This window comes from Spiribacter sp. 1M189, from assembly GCF_040838345.1.
Classification (GTDB): domain Bacteria; phylum Pseudomonadota; class Gammaproteobacteria; order Nitrococcales; family Nitrococcaceae; genus Spiribacter; species Spiribacter insolitus.
The window spans coordinates 94,297-108,834 of sequence record NZ_JBAKFF010000001.1; the positions used below are offsets into that span (position 1 = coordinate 94,297).

The 14,538-nt window shown below is 68.6% G+C and carries 12 protein-coding genes; 4 read left to right on the forward strand and 8 right to left on the reverse strand.

The features are described from left to right. Positions 1-2: 2 nt before the first annotated feature. Complete coding sequence (locus tag V6X30_RS00480; RefSeq protein WP_367982678.1) at positions 3-3,812, forward strand: YhdP family protein; 3,810 nt, start codon at positions 3-5, stop codon at positions 3,810-3,812. Beyond that, positions 3,802-4,626 (forward strand): carbon-nitrogen hydrolase family protein, encoded by an 825-nt coding sequence (locus V6X30_RS00485; RefSeq protein WP_367982679.1) that lies wholly within the window; start codon positions 3,802-3,804, stop codon positions 4,624-4,626. Before V6X30_RS00480 ends, V6X30_RS00485 begins: the two co-directional genes overlap by 11 nt. A 13-nt stretch (positions 4,627-4,639) precedes the next feature. Here V6X30_RS00485 and V6X30_RS00490 read toward each other — a convergent pair whose 3' ends face one another. Genes V6X30_RS00490 through V6X30_RS00510 form a run of 5 tightly spaced genes read right to left on the reverse strand, consistent with a single transcriptional unit; the run spans position 4,640 to position 10,765 of the window. Beyond that, positions 4,640-5,473: a symmetrical bis(5'-nucleosyl)-tetraphosphatase gene (locus tag V6X30_RS00490; protein WP_367982680.1), complete on the reverse strand. Its 834-nt coding sequence runs from the start codon at positions 5,471-5,473 to the stop codon at positions 4,640-4,642. An 8-nt stretch (positions 5,474-5,481) separates the two neighbouring features. Further along, entirely contained in the window at positions 5,482-6,279 is a 798-nt protein-coding gene (gene rsmA, locus V6X30_RS00495; protein ID WP_367982681.1) for a 16S rRNA (adenine(1518)-N(6)/adenine(1519)-N(6))-dimethyltransferase RsmA, read from the reverse strand. 3 nt (positions 6,280-6,282) lie between these two features. Next, a complete protein-coding gene (gene pdxA / locus V6X30_RS00500) occupies positions 6,283-7,245 on the reverse strand; it encodes a 4-hydroxythreonine-4-phosphate dehydrogenase PdxA (RefSeq protein ID WP_367982682.1) in 963 nt (320 codons plus the stop codon). Then, the gene (locus V6X30_RS00505) at positions 7,242-8,522 is read right to left on the reverse strand and encodes a peptidylprolyl isomerase (protein WP_367982683.1); all 1,281 of its coding nucleotides are present in this window, start codon (positions 8,520-8,522) and stop codon (positions 7,242-7,244) included. Before V6X30_RS00505 ends, pdxA begins: the two co-directional genes overlap by 4 nt. Before the next feature lie 5 nt (positions 8,523-8,527). Next, entirely contained in the window at positions 8,528-10,765 is a 2,238-nt protein-coding gene (locus V6X30_RS00510) for an LPS-assembly protein LptD (RefSeq protein WP_367982684.1), read from the reverse strand. A 94-nt stretch (positions 10,766-10,859) separates the two neighbouring features. Between V6X30_RS00510 and V6X30_RS00515 the strand changes: the two genes are divergently transcribed. Then, positions 10,860-11,852, forward strand: a complete 993-nt coding sequence (locus V6X30_RS00515; RefSeq protein WP_367982685.1) for an aminoglycoside phosphotransferase family protein — start codon at positions 10,860-10,862, stop codon at positions 11,850-11,852. Next, positions 11,849-12,541, forward strand: coding sequence for an N-acetylmuramate alpha-1-phosphate uridylyltransferase MurU (murU, locus tag V6X30_RS00520; RefSeq protein WP_367982686.1), 693 nt, complete (start codon positions 11,849-11,851; stop codon positions 12,539-12,541). Before V6X30_RS00515 ends, murU begins: the two co-directional genes overlap by 4 nt. Here murU and lipB read toward each other — a convergent pair. The 3 genes from lipB to V6X30_RS00535 are packed head-to-tail and all read right to left on the reverse strand — an operon-like array spanning position 12,504 to position 14,529. After that, on the reverse strand, positions 12,504-13,118 hold the full coding sequence (gene lipB / locus V6X30_RS00525) for a lipoyl(octanoyl) transferase LipB (protein ID WP_367984505.1): 615 nt from the start codon (positions 13,116-13,118) through the stop codon (positions 12,504-12,506). The two genes, murU and lipB, sit on opposite strands and share 38 nt — an antisense overlap. A 2-nt stretch (positions 13,119-13,120) precedes the next feature. Further along, the gene (locus V6X30_RS00530; protein WP_367982687.1) at positions 13,121-13,396 is read right to left on the reverse strand and encodes a YbeD family protein; all 276 of its coding nucleotides are present in this window, start codon (positions 13,394-13,396) and stop codon (positions 13,121-13,123) included. Further along, complete coding sequence (locus V6X30_RS00535) at positions 13,384-14,529, reverse strand: D-alanyl-D-alanine carboxypeptidase family protein (protein WP_367982688.1); 1,146 nt, start codon at positions 14,527-14,529, stop codon at positions 13,384-13,386. Before V6X30_RS00535 ends, V6X30_RS00530 begins: the two co-directional genes overlap by 13 nt. Positions 14,530-14,538 lie beyond the last annotated feature (9 nt).

Genomic DNA, 14,538 nt, shown 5'->3' on the forward strand with positions numbered 1-14,538 from the left:
GCATGACCGTCGGGGAGAGACTGCATCGCTGGATCTGGCCGCAGCGCGGTGAGCGGCTGAAGGCGGCTTTTGTCTACACGCTGGTCACGCTGGTGATCTCGGCGGCGGTGCTGCTCACCGGTGTGCGCCTGCTGTTTGCCGCCGCCCCGTCGCTGACCGGTCCAGTGGGCCAGCTGGTCTCGACACAGCTGGGCGTTCCGGTGGCCATTGGCGGGCTCGATGCGCGGCTGCAGGGGCTGCGCCCGGGGCTGGTCCTGCGCGATGTGCGTATCGGCGCGGCGGACGAGTCCGAACCCCTGCGGCTCGCCGCCATGACCCTGGCGGTGGCGCCCTGGGAGTCGCTGCGTGCCGGTGGGCTGCGACTGCATGCCCTCTCGGCGCAGGGGATGGACGTCACCCTGCGCCGTCGTGCCAGCGGCAGCTGGCAGGTCTCCGGACTGCTGCCCGGACCGGAGGAGGCCACACCGGCCTCGTTCCTGGTCGCGCTCCAGGGCCTGCCCGTGGACCGGCTGCTGATCCGCGATTCGCGACTGACGCTGATCAACCATGATGCCTCGGCGCGCATCGACTTCTCGCCGGTGGCCCTGCGCTGGCGCCGCGAACCCGACGGGCAGTGGCGGTTTGCCCTGGACGCCCGTCATGCTGACGAGCAGATCCAGGGGCGGTTGGAGCTCGGTCCGGGCCAGCCGGCCAGTGCCCGCGGTCTGGTGGAATTCCAGGCCGTGAAGGCTGAACGGCTTGCCGCCTGGGCGCCGCGCCTGCGGGCCGCGCCATCGCCGGATGGCACGCTGTCCGGCCGGCTCTGGCTGGATCTGGCCGCCGATGGTGCGATGCACATGACCACCGAGCTCGAGGCCCGGGGTGTGGGGCTGCTCGAGGGCGGCGTGCAGTCCGTGGAGGCGCTGGCGACGCTGGCGCGTGAGAACGGCGGATGGCGGGGGCGGATCCAGCCCGGTGAGGTCGGACTCGCCAACGGGCAGGTCCTGACCCCCGGGCCGTTGAGTGTTGGGCGATCCGCCGAGGGCATATGGCGCCTGGCGATGAGCCGGCTACCCCTCGAGCCGCTGGCGGCGCTGCTGCCATCGGACGCCGTGGATCCACCCCGGACGCGGGGCGAGGCGGAGCGCCTGGCGCTGGTCTGGCGGGACGCGGCCAACTGGCGGCTGACCGCCGATCTGGCCGCGGTCGGTGTCAGCGGCCCGATACCCTGGCCTCGGCTCGAAGGGGGCGATGTCGAGCTGATCGCCGGACCGCGCGGTGGTCAGGTGACGTTCCGCGGGTTAGAGGCCACCACCCGGCTGCCCGATCTGCTCCGCAATCCCGCTGATCTCACGACCCTTCGCGGCGGACTGCGCTGGTGGCAGGGCCCGGCGGATGGCTGGCATCTGGCGCTGGATGACTGGCGCGGCGACTGGGCGGGTACACCCGTCGCGCTGGATGGCCAGGTCTGGCTGGCGCCAGGACGCTCGCCGTTTGTCGATCTGCAGGCCTCAACGGGTGCTGCCGACGCGCGACGGGTGATGCGTCATCTGCCGGTGGGCGTGATGGACCGGCGGCTGGTGGACTGGCTCGACGGCGCGGTCGGGGCCGGCGAGATGCGTCATGCCAGTCTGCGGCTGTTTGGACCACTGCAGGATTTCCCGTTTGATAACGGCACGGGGCTGTTCGATCTACGCACCCGCCTTGCTCCGCTTGAGTTCCGGTTCCGCCCGGACTGGCCCGGCTTCGAGCAGGTCGATGCGGAGCTGCGCTTTCGCAATCGCGGCATGATCATCGACGCTGATGCCGCTCGCATCGCCGGTGTCCTACTACTCGGAGCGACGGCGCGCATCGACGATCTGTGGACGCCACGGCTGCGCATCGACGGCCGGTTCCGGGGCGAAGTGCAGGCCATGCAGGACTTTCTGCTCCGCTCGCCTCTGCTACCCGAGACCAGTCCACTGGCGGGTGTCCGCTGGCAGGGCGATGGTGAGCTCGACCTGGGGTTGTATTTCCCGTTCCAGCAGCGGCCATTGCAGGTGGATGGCGCATTGCGTCTGGACGGCGCCGAGGTGGCCGCCCCGGCGGGTCCCGGACTGGCACTGGAGGATATCCGTGGCGACATCGGCTTTGACGAGCAGGGAGTGAACTGGGAGGGGTTGCGGGCACGCCTTGCCGGTCGCCCGGTGGTGTCTCGTGCAACCACCACCGGCGAGGGCGCCGATGCGCGTATCAAGGTCACGGCGGATGCCCGCCTGGCGGTGGCCGACTGGCCGGGTCTTGCCGGGATGGCCGGGCGGGCCGAGGGCGTTGGCGCCTGGCGGCTGCGCTGGGAGCGGCCAGGGTTTGCCGTCGCCAGCGGCCTCCGGGTCGCGCAGCAACTCACGGTTCGCTCGGCACTGGAGGGGATCCGGCTCGACCTGCCGCTGGGGCTTGGCAAGCCGGCCTCCGATCCAGCGCCGCTGCGGCTTGACTGGTCGGCTCAGCCCGACGGGCGGCAGCAGTTGCGGCTTGCCTATGATGAGCGCCTGCAGGTCCGGGTTCGGGACGCCGGCGATGGCGACCGCCGGGCCGCCGTGCATTTCGGTACCGCGCCGCCGTCACTGCCCGTCGAGCCCATTACCCGGGTCACCGGCCGGCTGCCGCGACTGGACCTGACCGGATCGGCCATGGGCGGTGGCGATGAGGCCGGCGAAGGCGGGGTCCTTGATGCCCTGCCGCCGGTGCGGGCCGTCGATCTGACGCTGGCCGGCGCCGATATCAGCCGCTGGCGGTTGGCCGAGACCCGCATCCGCGGTGGTAGGGAGGCGGTTGGCTGGGCGCTGGATGTCAGCGGAGCGGCGGATGGCAGGCTGAGCCAGTCGGATGAATCGGCGCCCTGGCTGGTGCGGCTGGACCGCCTCGCGCTTGCGACCCGTGAGGCCGACGAAGCCGTCGTTGATGCGGACAACGTGGCGGACACCGATACCGATCAGCCGCCCGAGCCGACAGCGGCCGGTCCGGACATCGATCTGGTCGCCGATGAGCTGGTGGCGGACGGGACCTCACTGGGACGTCTCGAATTCAGTCGCGTCAATGCCGGCACGCCGACGGGGCGGGGGCGACTGACGTTGAAAGGCGAGGTGGTGGATCTGCAGGCGCGGATCGAGGCCCATGCCGATGCCGCTCCCGGCAACCGCCTGCACTTCGATCTCTACACGCGGGATGCCGGTATGCTGCTGCGCGCGCTCGGCATGGCGCGGGTCATGGACAAGGGCGAGGGCTCGGTCAGTGGCGATCTGAGCTGGCTGGGTCCGATGTTCTCGCCGCGCTTGCCGACGCTGGCCGGCGACATCAACATCGATCTGCGCAACGGTGGGCTGCCCGCCGTGGAGCCCGGTGCCGGACGGGCCCTGGGGCTTTTCAGCCTGTCGGTGCTGCCGCGCCGCCTCGGGCTCGATTTCTCGGATGTCGTTGGCGAGGGCCTCAGCTACGATCGCATGGAGGGGACCTGGCAGATCCGTGCCGGGCAGATGCAGACCGATGGCTTGAGCGTGACGGGCCCGTCGCTCAACCTGATGCTGCGCGGTCGTACGGATTTAGTCCGGCAGCGTTACGATCAGACGGTGACGGTGACGCCGCGGCTGTCCTCGGCGCTGACTTTCCTCGGCGGGCTCGCCGGCGGCCCGGCGGCCGCCGTCATGCTGTTCTTTACCCGTGGCATGATCGAGCCCGGGGTCGAGCGGCTCACCGAATTCACCTATCGTATTGAGGGGCCTTGGGCCGATCCGCAGTTCCGGATGATCTCGCCGATGGCAGTGGCTCCCGGCAATGGAGAAGACAATGGGCAGTGATCGCGTTCGCGCCGCCGTGATACAGATGGTCTCCAGCGATATCGTGCCGGATAACCTGCGCGATGCCGGCGCATGGGTCGATGCGGCGGCGGGTGACGGCGCCGAGCTGGTGGTGCTGCCGGAGAATTTCGCCTTCCTCGGCCGGCACGAGCGGGCGGCACTTGAGGTTGGCGAGCCCGATGGCGCGGGGCCGATCCAGGATTTTCTGGCCACCACCGCGCAGCGCCTCGGCATTACGCTGGTCGGCGGGAGCCTGCCGATGCAGGGCGATGAACCGGATCGGGTGCGTTCGGCCTGCCTGGTCTACGGGCCCGATGGCCGGCGTATTGCCCGCTACGACAAACGTCATCTATTCGATGTCTCACTGCCCGGCGGTGAGGGTTATCGCGAGTCGGCCACCTTCGCACCAGGTGATGAGATCGTCGTGGCGGATACGCCGGCGGGCCGTCTGGGGGTGTCGATCTGCTACGACCTGCGCTTCCCGGAGCACTACCGGGCCCTGGTGGATGCCGGTGCCGAAATCCTACTGGCACCGTCGGCGTTCACCGCGACCACCGGCGCGGCGCACTGGGCGGTACTGGTGCGGGCCCGCGCCGTCGAGAACCTCTGCTTTATGCTCGCGGCGGATCAGGGCGGGCTGCATGCCAACGACCGCCGGACCCATGGTGAGAGCCTGATCATCGATCCGTGGGGCGAGCGTCTCGCGGCCTGTCCGGTGGGCGGTGGCCCGGGCATGGCGGTGGCCGACCTCGACCGGTCACAGCAGGTGGCACTGCGTCAGCGCCTGCCGGCGCTTGGCCACCGACGCGGCTGACGACGCTGCGGAATCAGCTCGGCTGCAGCGTCGCGGGGCAGTCGAGCTGCGTGAATACCGGTGCTGTCGAGTCAATCCGCATGGCCGTCAACTGGCCGCCCCACAAGCAGCCGGTATCCAGTGCCGCGTAGCCGGGTCCCTGCCGGCAACCCAGCCTGGACCAGTGGCCACTGATGACTGTCGTCTCCTCGGCTTGCAGGCGCCTGCCCGGCGTCTCGTACCACGGATAGAGCCCGTCCGGCGCCTCCTCAGGCGGGCCATTGTCGCTAAAGTCGAGGCGTCCGTCGGCCCGGCAGAAGCGCATCCGCGTGAAGGCGTTGATGATGAAGCGAAGCTTCGGCCAGCCGCTCAGCTCTGCCGACCAGGACGCCGGTTCATTACCGTAGAGATTGGCGAAGAGGGTGTCTGACGCCTCGCCCCGGAGCTGGTTTTCGGCCTCGCGGGCGCACTGCCGGGCGGTGGCCAGATCCCACTGGGGCGGAATGCCGGCATGCACCAGTGCCAGTCCGCGCTCTGGTTCGGTCAGCAGCGGCCGATGGCGTAGCCAGTCGAGCAGATCCACTGCATCCGGCGCCTCCAGTAGCGGCTCGAGCCGGTCATTGCGCCGCCGTCGGCCATGACCGGCGGCCACGGCGAGGCAGTGGAGGTCGTGGTTGCCGAGCACGCTCTCGGCGGCTTCGCCGAGATCGCGAATGAACCGCAGCGTCTCCGCTGCCTGGGGCCCGCGCCCGACGAGATCGCCGGTGAACCAGAGCCGATCGCGGACAGGATCGAACTGCAGACGCTCAAGAAGCCTGCGCAGGGGGTCCAGGCAGGCATGGACATCTCCGATGGCATAGTCGGCCATAGCGGCTCCTAGTCGGCGGAATCGTGATGCTCGAGGATTCGGGCCAGCCGGCCGTAGCCGGCCAGATCCACCTGCTCGGCCCTGATGGCGGGATTGATGTCGGCCGCCTCGATGGCCGCCGCATCCAGCAGCCCGCGCAGAGCATTGCGCAGGGTCTTGCGGCGCTGCCCGAAGGCCCGCGCCACGACGCGGCTCAGACAGTCGTCATCGACATCCCCCAGCGGGCGCTCGCGATGGGGGATAAGGCGCACGAAGCGCGAGGTGACCTGCGGCGGCGGCGCGAAGGCGCCGGGCGGGACATCGAGTAAAGGCTCCACCTGGCAGCGGGCCTGCAACATGACTGACAGCCGGCCATAGGTCTTGCTGCCGGGGGCCGCTGCCATGCGATCCACCACCTCCCGCTGTAGGAGCAGATGCAGATCCCGGATGCCCGCACGGGGGGTGGTGAGATGGAAGAGCAGCGGCGTGGAGAGGTTGTAGGGGAGGTTGCCGACGATGCGCAGCGTCTGGTCGGCCTGGTCGATCAGCGGCGCCAGAGGCAGGGTCAGGGCATCATCCTCGATGACCTGCAGTTGTCCGGCCTGCGCCGCCGGGTAACGCCGCAGGCCGGTGGCGAGGTCGCGGTCGATCTCGATGGCTGTCAGCTGCACGCCATGATCCAGCAGCGGCCGCGTGAGGGCGCCCTGGCCGGGGCCGATCTCCAGGAAAAACTCCCCCGCCCGTGGTGATATGGCGACGATCATCTGCTGGATGATCGTTCGGTCATGGAGGAAATTCTGTCCGAATCGGCGCCGGGCGCGGTGCATGGATCAGCCGCCGGCCCGGCTCATGCGGATTGCCTCGCGGATGGCCGCCTGCAGGCTGCCCGGCTCGGCCACACCCTGGCCGGCCAGATCGAGTGCGGTACCGTGATCCACCGACGTGCGGATGATCGGCAGCCCCAGGGTGATGTTCACGGCATGGCCGAATCCGACATGCTTGAGCACCGGCAGGCCCTGGTCGTGGTACATGGCCAGCACCGCGGCGGCATCCGCCAGATGCCGGGGTGTGAACAGCGTATCCGCCGGCAGCGGACCGCTCAGATGCAGCCCCTCGCCGCGCAGACGCTCCAGCGCCGGGGTGATGACCTCGATCTCCTCGTGGCCCAGGTGGCCGGACTCGCCGGCGTGGGGATTGAGCCCCGTCACCAGGATATGCGGGCGGGATAGGCCGTAGAACCGTGCCAGGTCGTTATGCAGGATGCGAAGAATGCGGCAGAGTCGCTCATCGGTGATCGCATCCGGCACCGCCCGCAGCGGCAGATGTGTCGTCGCGAGGGCGACGCGCAGGGTATCGGCGGCCAGCATCATCACCGGCATTGCGGCGCCGGTGCGTTCTGCAAGGAACTCGGTGTGTCCGCTGAATGGCTGCCCAGCCTCGTTGATGATCCCTTTGTGCACCGGGCCGGTGACCATGGCCTGGAAACGGTTATCCAGGCAGCCGTCGACGGCGATGCGGAGCGTTTCCAGCACATAGGCCGCATTGGCCGGATCGAGCACACCCGGAGTGACCGGGGCGCCCAGCGGGACCGGCATGATCTCCAGGTGGCCCGGCGCCGGATCGGCGGACGGCTCAAACGGCGTCACCGTGGCGCCGGCGTTTTCCATCAATGCCGGATCAGCAATGGCTACCAGCCGCGCCTCGGGAAACGTCTCTCCCAGACCGGCTACCAGCTCGGGGCCGATCCCCGCCGGCTCGCCCGGTGTGATGGCGACGCAGGGTCGGGAGCTCATCCACCGGCCCCGAGGCGTGACTCGACGTAGGCCTCCTCACGTAGCTCGCGCAGCCAGAGCTCGGTTTCCTCCTCGCTCTTGCGCTGCCGGATGGCCGACTCGGCCTCTTCCCGGGCGATGGTCTCGCTGGCATCGCGCTCGCGCCAGTCGATCACCTCGGCGATATGCCAGCCGCCGCGGGTGCGGAAGATTTCGCTGACCTCGCCGGGCTCGAGGGATTCTACCGCGGTTCGGAAGCCGGGCGGCAGGTTGGTCGGATCGATCCAGCCCAGCTCGCCGCCATCGCTTGCCGAGGCCGGGTCGTCCGAGTTGGCCCGGGCCAGGTCGGCGAAGTCGCTGCCCCCCATGATCCGTTCGCGGAGGGCCTGCAGCCGCATGCGTGCGTCGGTGTCGGTGACCACCTCGTTGGTCTGGATGACAATATGACGGAGGTTGGCCTGCCGGACCATCTGTTCGTCACCGCCGCGGGTCTCCCGCAGCCGATAGATCTGGAATCCCGCCGGGGTGCGCAGCGGTGAGGTGTACTGGCCGGGCTCGAGCTCGCGGATGGCATCAGCGGCCGCCTGAGGCAGCTGCGAGGCGGGTCGCCAGCCCATGTCGCCGCCCTCCAGCGCATTGCGCGCGTCCGATTCAGACGTCGCCACCCGGGCAAAGGACTCGCCGGCATCCAGTCGCTCGACAACCGCATCGGCACGTTCCCGGGCCTCGGCGATGGCGTTCGCAGAGGCGGCCTCGGGCACGCTGATGAGGATCTGCTCCAGGCGGTATTCGCGATCGAGGCTGCTGTTGCGCTCAATGAACTGGCGGATCTCCTGTTCAGTGACATCCACGCGCTGGTTCATCACCTGCTGGCGCAGTCGGCTGATGATGATCTCGCGGCGCAGCTGGTCCCGGAAGCGGGCCATATCGAGGCCCTGGCCCTCGAGGGCGTCACGCAGCCCGGTGAGGCTGAGGCCGTTGCGCTCGGCGACCCGGCGCACCGCCGCGTCGAGGGTGGCCGAGTCCACGCGGATCCCGCGACGCTCGGCCTCGTTGAGCTGCAACGTCTGCATGATCAGGCGCTCGAGGACCTGCCGGCGCAGTTCCTCGGCGGGGGGCATGCGCACATTGCGCTGCTCGAGATTCTGGCGAACCGAGATCAGCTCGGCTTCCAGCTCCGAGGCCAGGACGACGTCGTCATTGACCAGAGCGATGATGCGCTCCAGCACCTGCTCCTGGGCTTGAGCAATGTTGAGGGAGAGCAACAGCAGCAGCGTAGCGAGTAGTCGTCTTGCCATCGATTTCAGCGCCCCGGGTCGTAGCCGTCGATTTCGTCGCGAAGATAGGGCCGGATTCTATCACCGATACCGCCCAGCCCCCGGAGTTCCAGCTCCAGCATGAAGGACCGCTCGAGCCGGGCGTCGTCCCGGTCGGGATCGCGCTGCAGCGACTCACGACTGACCAGCCGCCAGGCATGACAGCAGCCGGCCTGCTCGATGCCCAGAAAGCGTTCCCGGGCGTCACCGCCCTGCAGATCCTGCAGCAGCCCACCGAACAGCCGCCAGCCGGTGCCGACCGGGACGGTGAACGAGGCCTCCGCCTGATCGAGGGTGGTGTCGCCGTCGCGCTCGCGCTGGCGCAGCCCCAGATTGACGATGCGCTCGTCCCGCCCCTGCCAGCGCAGCAGTGCCCGCAGACTGCGGTTGCCGCTATTCTCCGGGTCCCAGCGGTAGTCGGTGCTGGCGCTGAAGCCCCGGGGCAGATCCAGGCGCAGCTCGGTGATGATCTCGGATTGATTACGGGCCGGATCCCCGTCGGCCGCCACCTCGCGATCGCCGAAGTAGTGGATCTGACCCACCGACGCCCGCAGATACTCCCGGCCGCTGCGCTCGTCGACGAATCGGGTGGTCACGCCCGTGGTCAGGCGCTCGCCGTCCTCGATGCGGTCGGGGCCGCTGAAGGTGGTCTCGCGGAACATGCCACTGTAGGTGAGCGTGGTGGCCGCACTGTCGAAAACCGGGAGGTCGGACTGGTCGCGGCGTGGCGCGTAGCGGTAGAAGAGCCGCGGTTCGAGGGTCTGGTAGACGCCATCGAAGAGCGTCCCGGGGCGCTCCAGGAAAAGCCCGGCGTCCAGCGTGTAGATTGGCATGGAGCGGCTCGGTGTGGCGTTATCTCCGGGCAGCGAACCCTTGAGGTCGTATTCCGTATATCGCCAGGTGACCGCGGGTTCCAGATAGTAGCCAAGCCGGCGCCAGGGCAGGGCGACGCGCGGTGCGACGTCCACTCGCCGACCGCGGGTGCGCTCGCTGAGCGGATGGGTGAACTCGGTGACCTCTGCATTGAAGGCGTAATCCAGCGGGCCGATACCGTCGAGCGGGTTATAGCCAAGCTGGAGTCGCGGTTCGCGGGCGTAGGGCTGGTCATTGTCCCGGATCGCCTGGTCGATCTGCTGCCAGTACTGGGTATCCACCGAAGCGGTGAAGCCTTCCCGGGCCCAGGCGAGGCTCGCCTCGCTCTCCAGGAAGGCGGCCGATCGGGTGTCGAAGTCGTTGCTGAAGTCGTCGGTGTAGAGTGGATCGCTCACGCGCTGCTGGTGCAGCCGGCCGCGCAGCGAGCCGCCGATGGCCAGGCGGTGATCCTGGTCGATGGACCAGCGGTCCTCGCCGAAGGCGTCGTCGTTGGGCAGATAGCTGCCGGCGGCTTCGCCCTCTACCCAATCCTCCAAATAGCGGAATTCACCGCCCAGCATCAGACCGCGCTTGCCATAGACGGTGGGTGTGATGGTCGCGTCGCGATCGGGAGCGATATTCCAGTACCAGGGCAGCGCCAGGGTGGCGCCGTTCGCCTGTGATTGGCCGATGGTCGGTGCCAGGAAACCGCTGAGGCGCTCATCTCCCACAGGGAATTGCAGATAGGGCGTGTAGAAGACGGGGAGTCCGCCGATGGCGAGCACGGCATCCCGGGCGCGCCCCTGCCGCGATTCCGTATCGATCTCGGCGCTGCCGGCGCGCAGGGTCCAGAACTCGCGGCCGGGCAGGCAGGTGCTCAGGGTGACGCCCTCATAGCGGCTACGGGTCGGTCCTTCGCGGATGACGCGCTCGGCCCGGCCCTGCAGATGGCCAGCCGCGATGCGGTACTCGCTGACCCCCTCAAAGCGGCCGCGCTCCGGGGCCAGCCAGTAGCGCGCGCGCTCGCCGGCGATGAGCAGACCGGACTCGCGCAGCCGGATGGCGCCATCGGCCTGTATCTCACCGGCCCCGGTGTCGTAGCGCAGTTGCTCACCGGTAAAGGTCTGGTCGCCACGGCGGAGCATGACATCGCCGGTGAATTCGTAGACCGGCGGGACATCGCTCACGCTCGCCTCGTCGGCGCTGATGCGTACCGGTGTCTCACCGGTCGAGCGCTGCTCCGCATCACCCGCCACCGGCTCGAGCAGAGGCGCGGCGCAGAGGGCCCAACGGCCGTTGTCCTGTGCCGCAGCGGTGCTGCAGGCCATGGCCAGAAAAAGGGCGGTCAGTAGCTTTCGTGGTGTTCGCTGCAAGGAAGCGCCTGATTCAGTCGATGGGCGGAACCACAAGTCCCGAAAGGGTACCCTATGCATTCCATCGGGACCACGCTGGAGGACGCCGGGCATCATGGACGGGCAGACAGAGGATCAGCGCGACCGGGCCATGGCCGACTGGCTGCGCCAGCGGGGGGTGGAGCCGGCGGGGCTGCGTCCGCTGGGGGGCGACGCCAGCGGACGCCGCTATTTTCGGGTCACGGGCCCGGCGGGTGATTGCGTGGTGATGGATGCCCCGGCGCAGGCCGCGAGCTGTGAGGCCTTTCTACGCGTCCAGCGCCTGATGGCCGCTGCCAGGCTGCATGTGCCGCGGATCGAGGCAGCGGATAGCGCGCGGGGGTTCATGCTGCTCGAGGATCTGGGCGATGCCGACTACCTCGCCAGGCTGACCGGACCGGACCGTGAGCTATTGCTGGATGACGCCGTGCACGCCCTGGTGCGCTGGCAGGCGGCAACCCGCCCCGGGGCATTGCCCTTCTACGACGCTGAGCACCTCGCCGCCGAACTGGCGCTGTTCCCGGCCTGGTACGTGGAGCGCCACCTGGGGGTCAAACCCGATGCCGATTGGTGGCGGCGCTGGCAGGCCGCCAGCACCGCATTGATCGAAGCCGCCATGGCGCAGCCGCAGGTGTGGGTGCATCGGGATTTCATGGTCCGGAATCTGCTGGTCAGTGATCCCAATCCCGGCATCATCGATTTCCAGGATGCCCTCCTGGGCCCCGTGACCTACGACCTGGCGAGCCTGTTGCGGGATGCCTTTTTCAGCCTCGAACCGGCGGAGGAGGCGAGCTGGATCGGCATCTACCGTGAACGGGCGGCGCGGGCCGGGATTGCACTGCCGGATGATCCGGTGCGGGCGCTGGATCTGATGGCCGCCCAGCGTCATTTGAAGGTGCTGGGTATTTTCGCGCGCCTCTGCCATCGCGACGGCAAACCGCGCTATATCGCGGATGCGCCCCGGTTTCTCGCCTACCTCGATCGGGAGCTGCGGCCCTATCCGGCCTTCCATGACCTGGCGGCACTGGTGGCGGCCCTCCCGTCCCCGCCCGCGGTGACCACGGCATGAATGCCATGATCCTGGCGGCCGGTCGCGGCGAGCGCATGCGTCCGCTGACCGATCACTGCCCCAAGCCCCTGCTCACGGTGGGCGGCAAGACCCTGCTCGACTGGCACCTGGAACGCCTGGCCGGCGCCGGCTTTGAGCGCGTGGTGATCAACGTGGCCTGGCTTGGCGAGCTGATTCGCCGCCACCTGGCCTATCACGCACCCCCCAGGCTGGACATCCGCCTGTCCGATGAGGGCGACCAGGCCCTCGAGACCGCCGGCGGCATCGCCCGCGCTCTGCCGCTTCTGGGCAGCGAGCCGTTTGTAGTGATCAACGCGGATGTCTGGACCGATATCGATCTGGCCAGCCTGCCGGTGGCGCCCGAGGGACTCGCGCATCTGGTGCTGACCGACAATCCGCTCCACCACCCCGATGGCGACTTCTGTCTATCGGCAGACGCCGTGACGACGCACGGGCCGGGTACCTGGCTGACCTACACCGGCCTCGGCTGTTACCGGCCGGAGCTCTTCGCCGGCGTGGGGCTCGAGGTGGCCCCGCTGGCGCCGCTGCTGCGTCGGGCCGGCGAGCGGCGCCAGCTCACGGGTCAGTATCATCGTGGCGAGTGGCATGACATTGGCACACCGGCGCGGCTGGCGGCCCTGGATGCCCGTCTCAGCGCCGGTCAAGACCCGCCCGCAGACGCGCCGTAAGCCCGTCAAAGGCCGCCGCCATCGGGCAGTCGACACCCAGTGAGGCCAGGTCGGTGACCGGCATGCCGGCATAGCCGCAGGGGTTGATTCGCTGGAACGGTGCCAGATCCATGGCGATATTCACTGCCAGGCCGTGATAGCTGCAGCCGCGGCGGATCCTCAGGCCCAGCGCGGCGATCTTGGCCTCGCCGACGTAAACGCCGGGGGCGTCCGGCCGTGGCGCCGACTCGATGCCGTGGCCAGCCAGCCAGTCGACCACGGTCTGTTCCAGCAGGGTGACCAGACGGCGGGCCCCGAGGCCATGGCGGCGCAGGTCGAACAGGGGGTAGAGAACGGCCTGACCCGGGCCGTGATAGGTCACCTGACCGCCGCGGTCGGTCTGCACCAGCGGGATGTCGCCGGCATCCAGCACATGCTCAGTGCGGCCAGCCTGACCCAGGGTGAAGACGGGGAGGTGTTCCACCTGCCAGATTTCATCCGCCGCATCGGCATCGCGCTCGTCGGTGAACCGGCGCATGGCGCGCCAGACCGTTTCGTAGTCGCTACGCCCCCAGTCGCGGACCCGGATGGCATCCATCATCAGAGCGTGGCGAGCACACCGTCATGGGCCTGCAGATCGGCATAGATGGCATCAAGCTGGTCCCGGCTCCGGGCGGTGATGGTGACGGTCACCGACATGAAACGCCCGCCGCTGCTCTGAGCGGTATGAAGGTGCGCCTCGGAGATCTCCGGTGCATGCTGCGAGACGATGTGCCGGACGGCCTCGGGCAGGCCGCTGTCCACCGGCCCCATCGCCTTGACGGGGAACTCGCAGGGGAAAGTCAGGCCTTCTGGTTGATCGTTCAGTTCATCCATAGCATCAGGCTATCAACGGTACGGGATACCAGTCCTCCCTCGGGGACCGACTCCAGGGCGACGATATCGCGCCGGGTCACCGGCTCGCCATCCAGCGAGACCTGCAGCTCCCCCAGTGCCTGACCGAACTCGACCGGCGCCTCGAGTCGGTCGGCGATGGTCATTTGCGCATCCAGACGCTCATAGGAGCGAATCGGGACGGTGACATAGATATCCTCGGTGACCCCGACGGGCAGGTTATCGACGTTGCCCTTCCAGATGCGCGGGGTGTCGATGGCCTCGTCGGCGGCATACAGGCGGTGGGTCTCGAAGAAGCGATAACCGTAGTTGAGCAGGGCCTTGGACTGCTGCACGCGGCTCTCCGGGGTGCCAGCGCCCATGACCACCGAGATCAGGCGCATTCCGTCGCGGTTGGCGGAGGTGGCCAGGCAGTAGCCCGCGGCCTCGGTGTAGCCGGTCTTGACGCCGTCCACTGAGCTGTCCTGCCAGAGCATGCGGTTGCGGTTGAACTGCTCGATGTCGTTCCAGGTGAAGGCGCGCTCCGAGTAGAAGTCGTAGTACTCGGGGAAGCGGGCGATCAGGGCGCGCACCAGCCGGGCGGTATCCTCCGCCGAGGCATAGTGATCGGGGTCGGGCAGACCGGCGGCGTTGGTGTAGTGCGTGTTGTCCATGCCGAGTTCAGCGGCGTACTGATTCATGAGCGCGGCGAAGGTCTCTTCACTGCCGGCGACATGCTCGGCCAGCGCCACACTGGCGTCGTTACCGGACTGGATGATCATGCCGCGGAGCAGGTTCTCGACCGTGATGTGATCACCGACCTCGATGAACATGCGGGATCCAGGGGCCCGCCAGGCCTTCTCGCTGACCAGGACTTCCTCGTCGAGGGCGAGATTGCCGGATTTCAGCTCGCTGAAGACCACGAAGGCCGTCATGACCTTGGTCAGGCTGGCCGGGTCGCGCTGCAGGTCGACATTCTTCTCGGCCAGGATTTCGCCGCTATGGAAGTCCATGAGGATGTAGCTCTCCGCGCCCAGCGCCGGCGGGGCGGGAATGGGCATGGGCTGGGACTGCGCCATGGCCTGGGAGCCGAGGAGCAGGGTGAGCAGCAGGACGGTCAAACGAAGCAGCGTCATGGGCGATGG

Coding starts and splice junctions, on each gene's coding strand:
- V6X30_RS00485 (WP_367982679.1), top strand. CDS start 3,802: ATGGGCAGTGATCGCGTTCGCGCCGCCGTGATACAGATGGTCTCCAGC.
- V6X30_RS00515 (WP_367982685.1), top strand. CDS start 10,860: ATGGACGGGCAGACAGAGGATCAGCGCGACCGGGCCATGGCCGACTGG.
- V6X30_RS00490 (WP_367982680.1), bottom strand. CDS start 5,473: ATGGCCGACTATGCCATCGGAGATGTCCATGCCTGCCTGGACCCCCTG.
- rsmA (WP_367982681.1), bottom strand. CDS start 6,279: ATGCACCGCGCCCGGCGCCGATTCGGACAGAATTTCCTCCATGACCGA.
- V6X30_RS00535 (WP_367982688.1), bottom strand. CDS start 14,529: ATGACGCTGCTTCGTTTGACCGTCCTGCTGCTCACCCTGCTCCTCGGC.
- V6X30_RS00530 (WP_367982687.1), bottom strand. CDS start 13,396: ATGGATGAACTGAACGATCAACCAGAAGGCCTGACTTTCCCCTGCGAG.
- pdxA (WP_367982682.1), bottom strand. CDS start 7,245: ATGAGCTCCCGACCCTGCGTCGCCATCACACCGGGCGAGCCGGCGGGG.
- murU (WP_367982686.1), top strand. CDS start 11,849: ATGAATGCCATGATCCTGGCGGCCGGTCGCGGCGAGCGCATGCGTCCG.
- V6X30_RS00505 (WP_367982683.1), bottom strand. CDS start 8,522: ATGGCAAGACGACTACTCGCTACGCTGCTGCTGTTGCTCTCCCTCAAC.
- V6X30_RS00480 (WP_367982678.1), top strand. CDS start 3: ATGACCGTCGGGGAGAGACTGCATCGCTGGATCTGGCCGCAGCGCGGT.
- lipB (WP_367984505.1), bottom strand. CDS start 13,118: ATGGATGCCATCCGGGTCCGCGACTGGGGGCGTAGCGACTACGAAACG.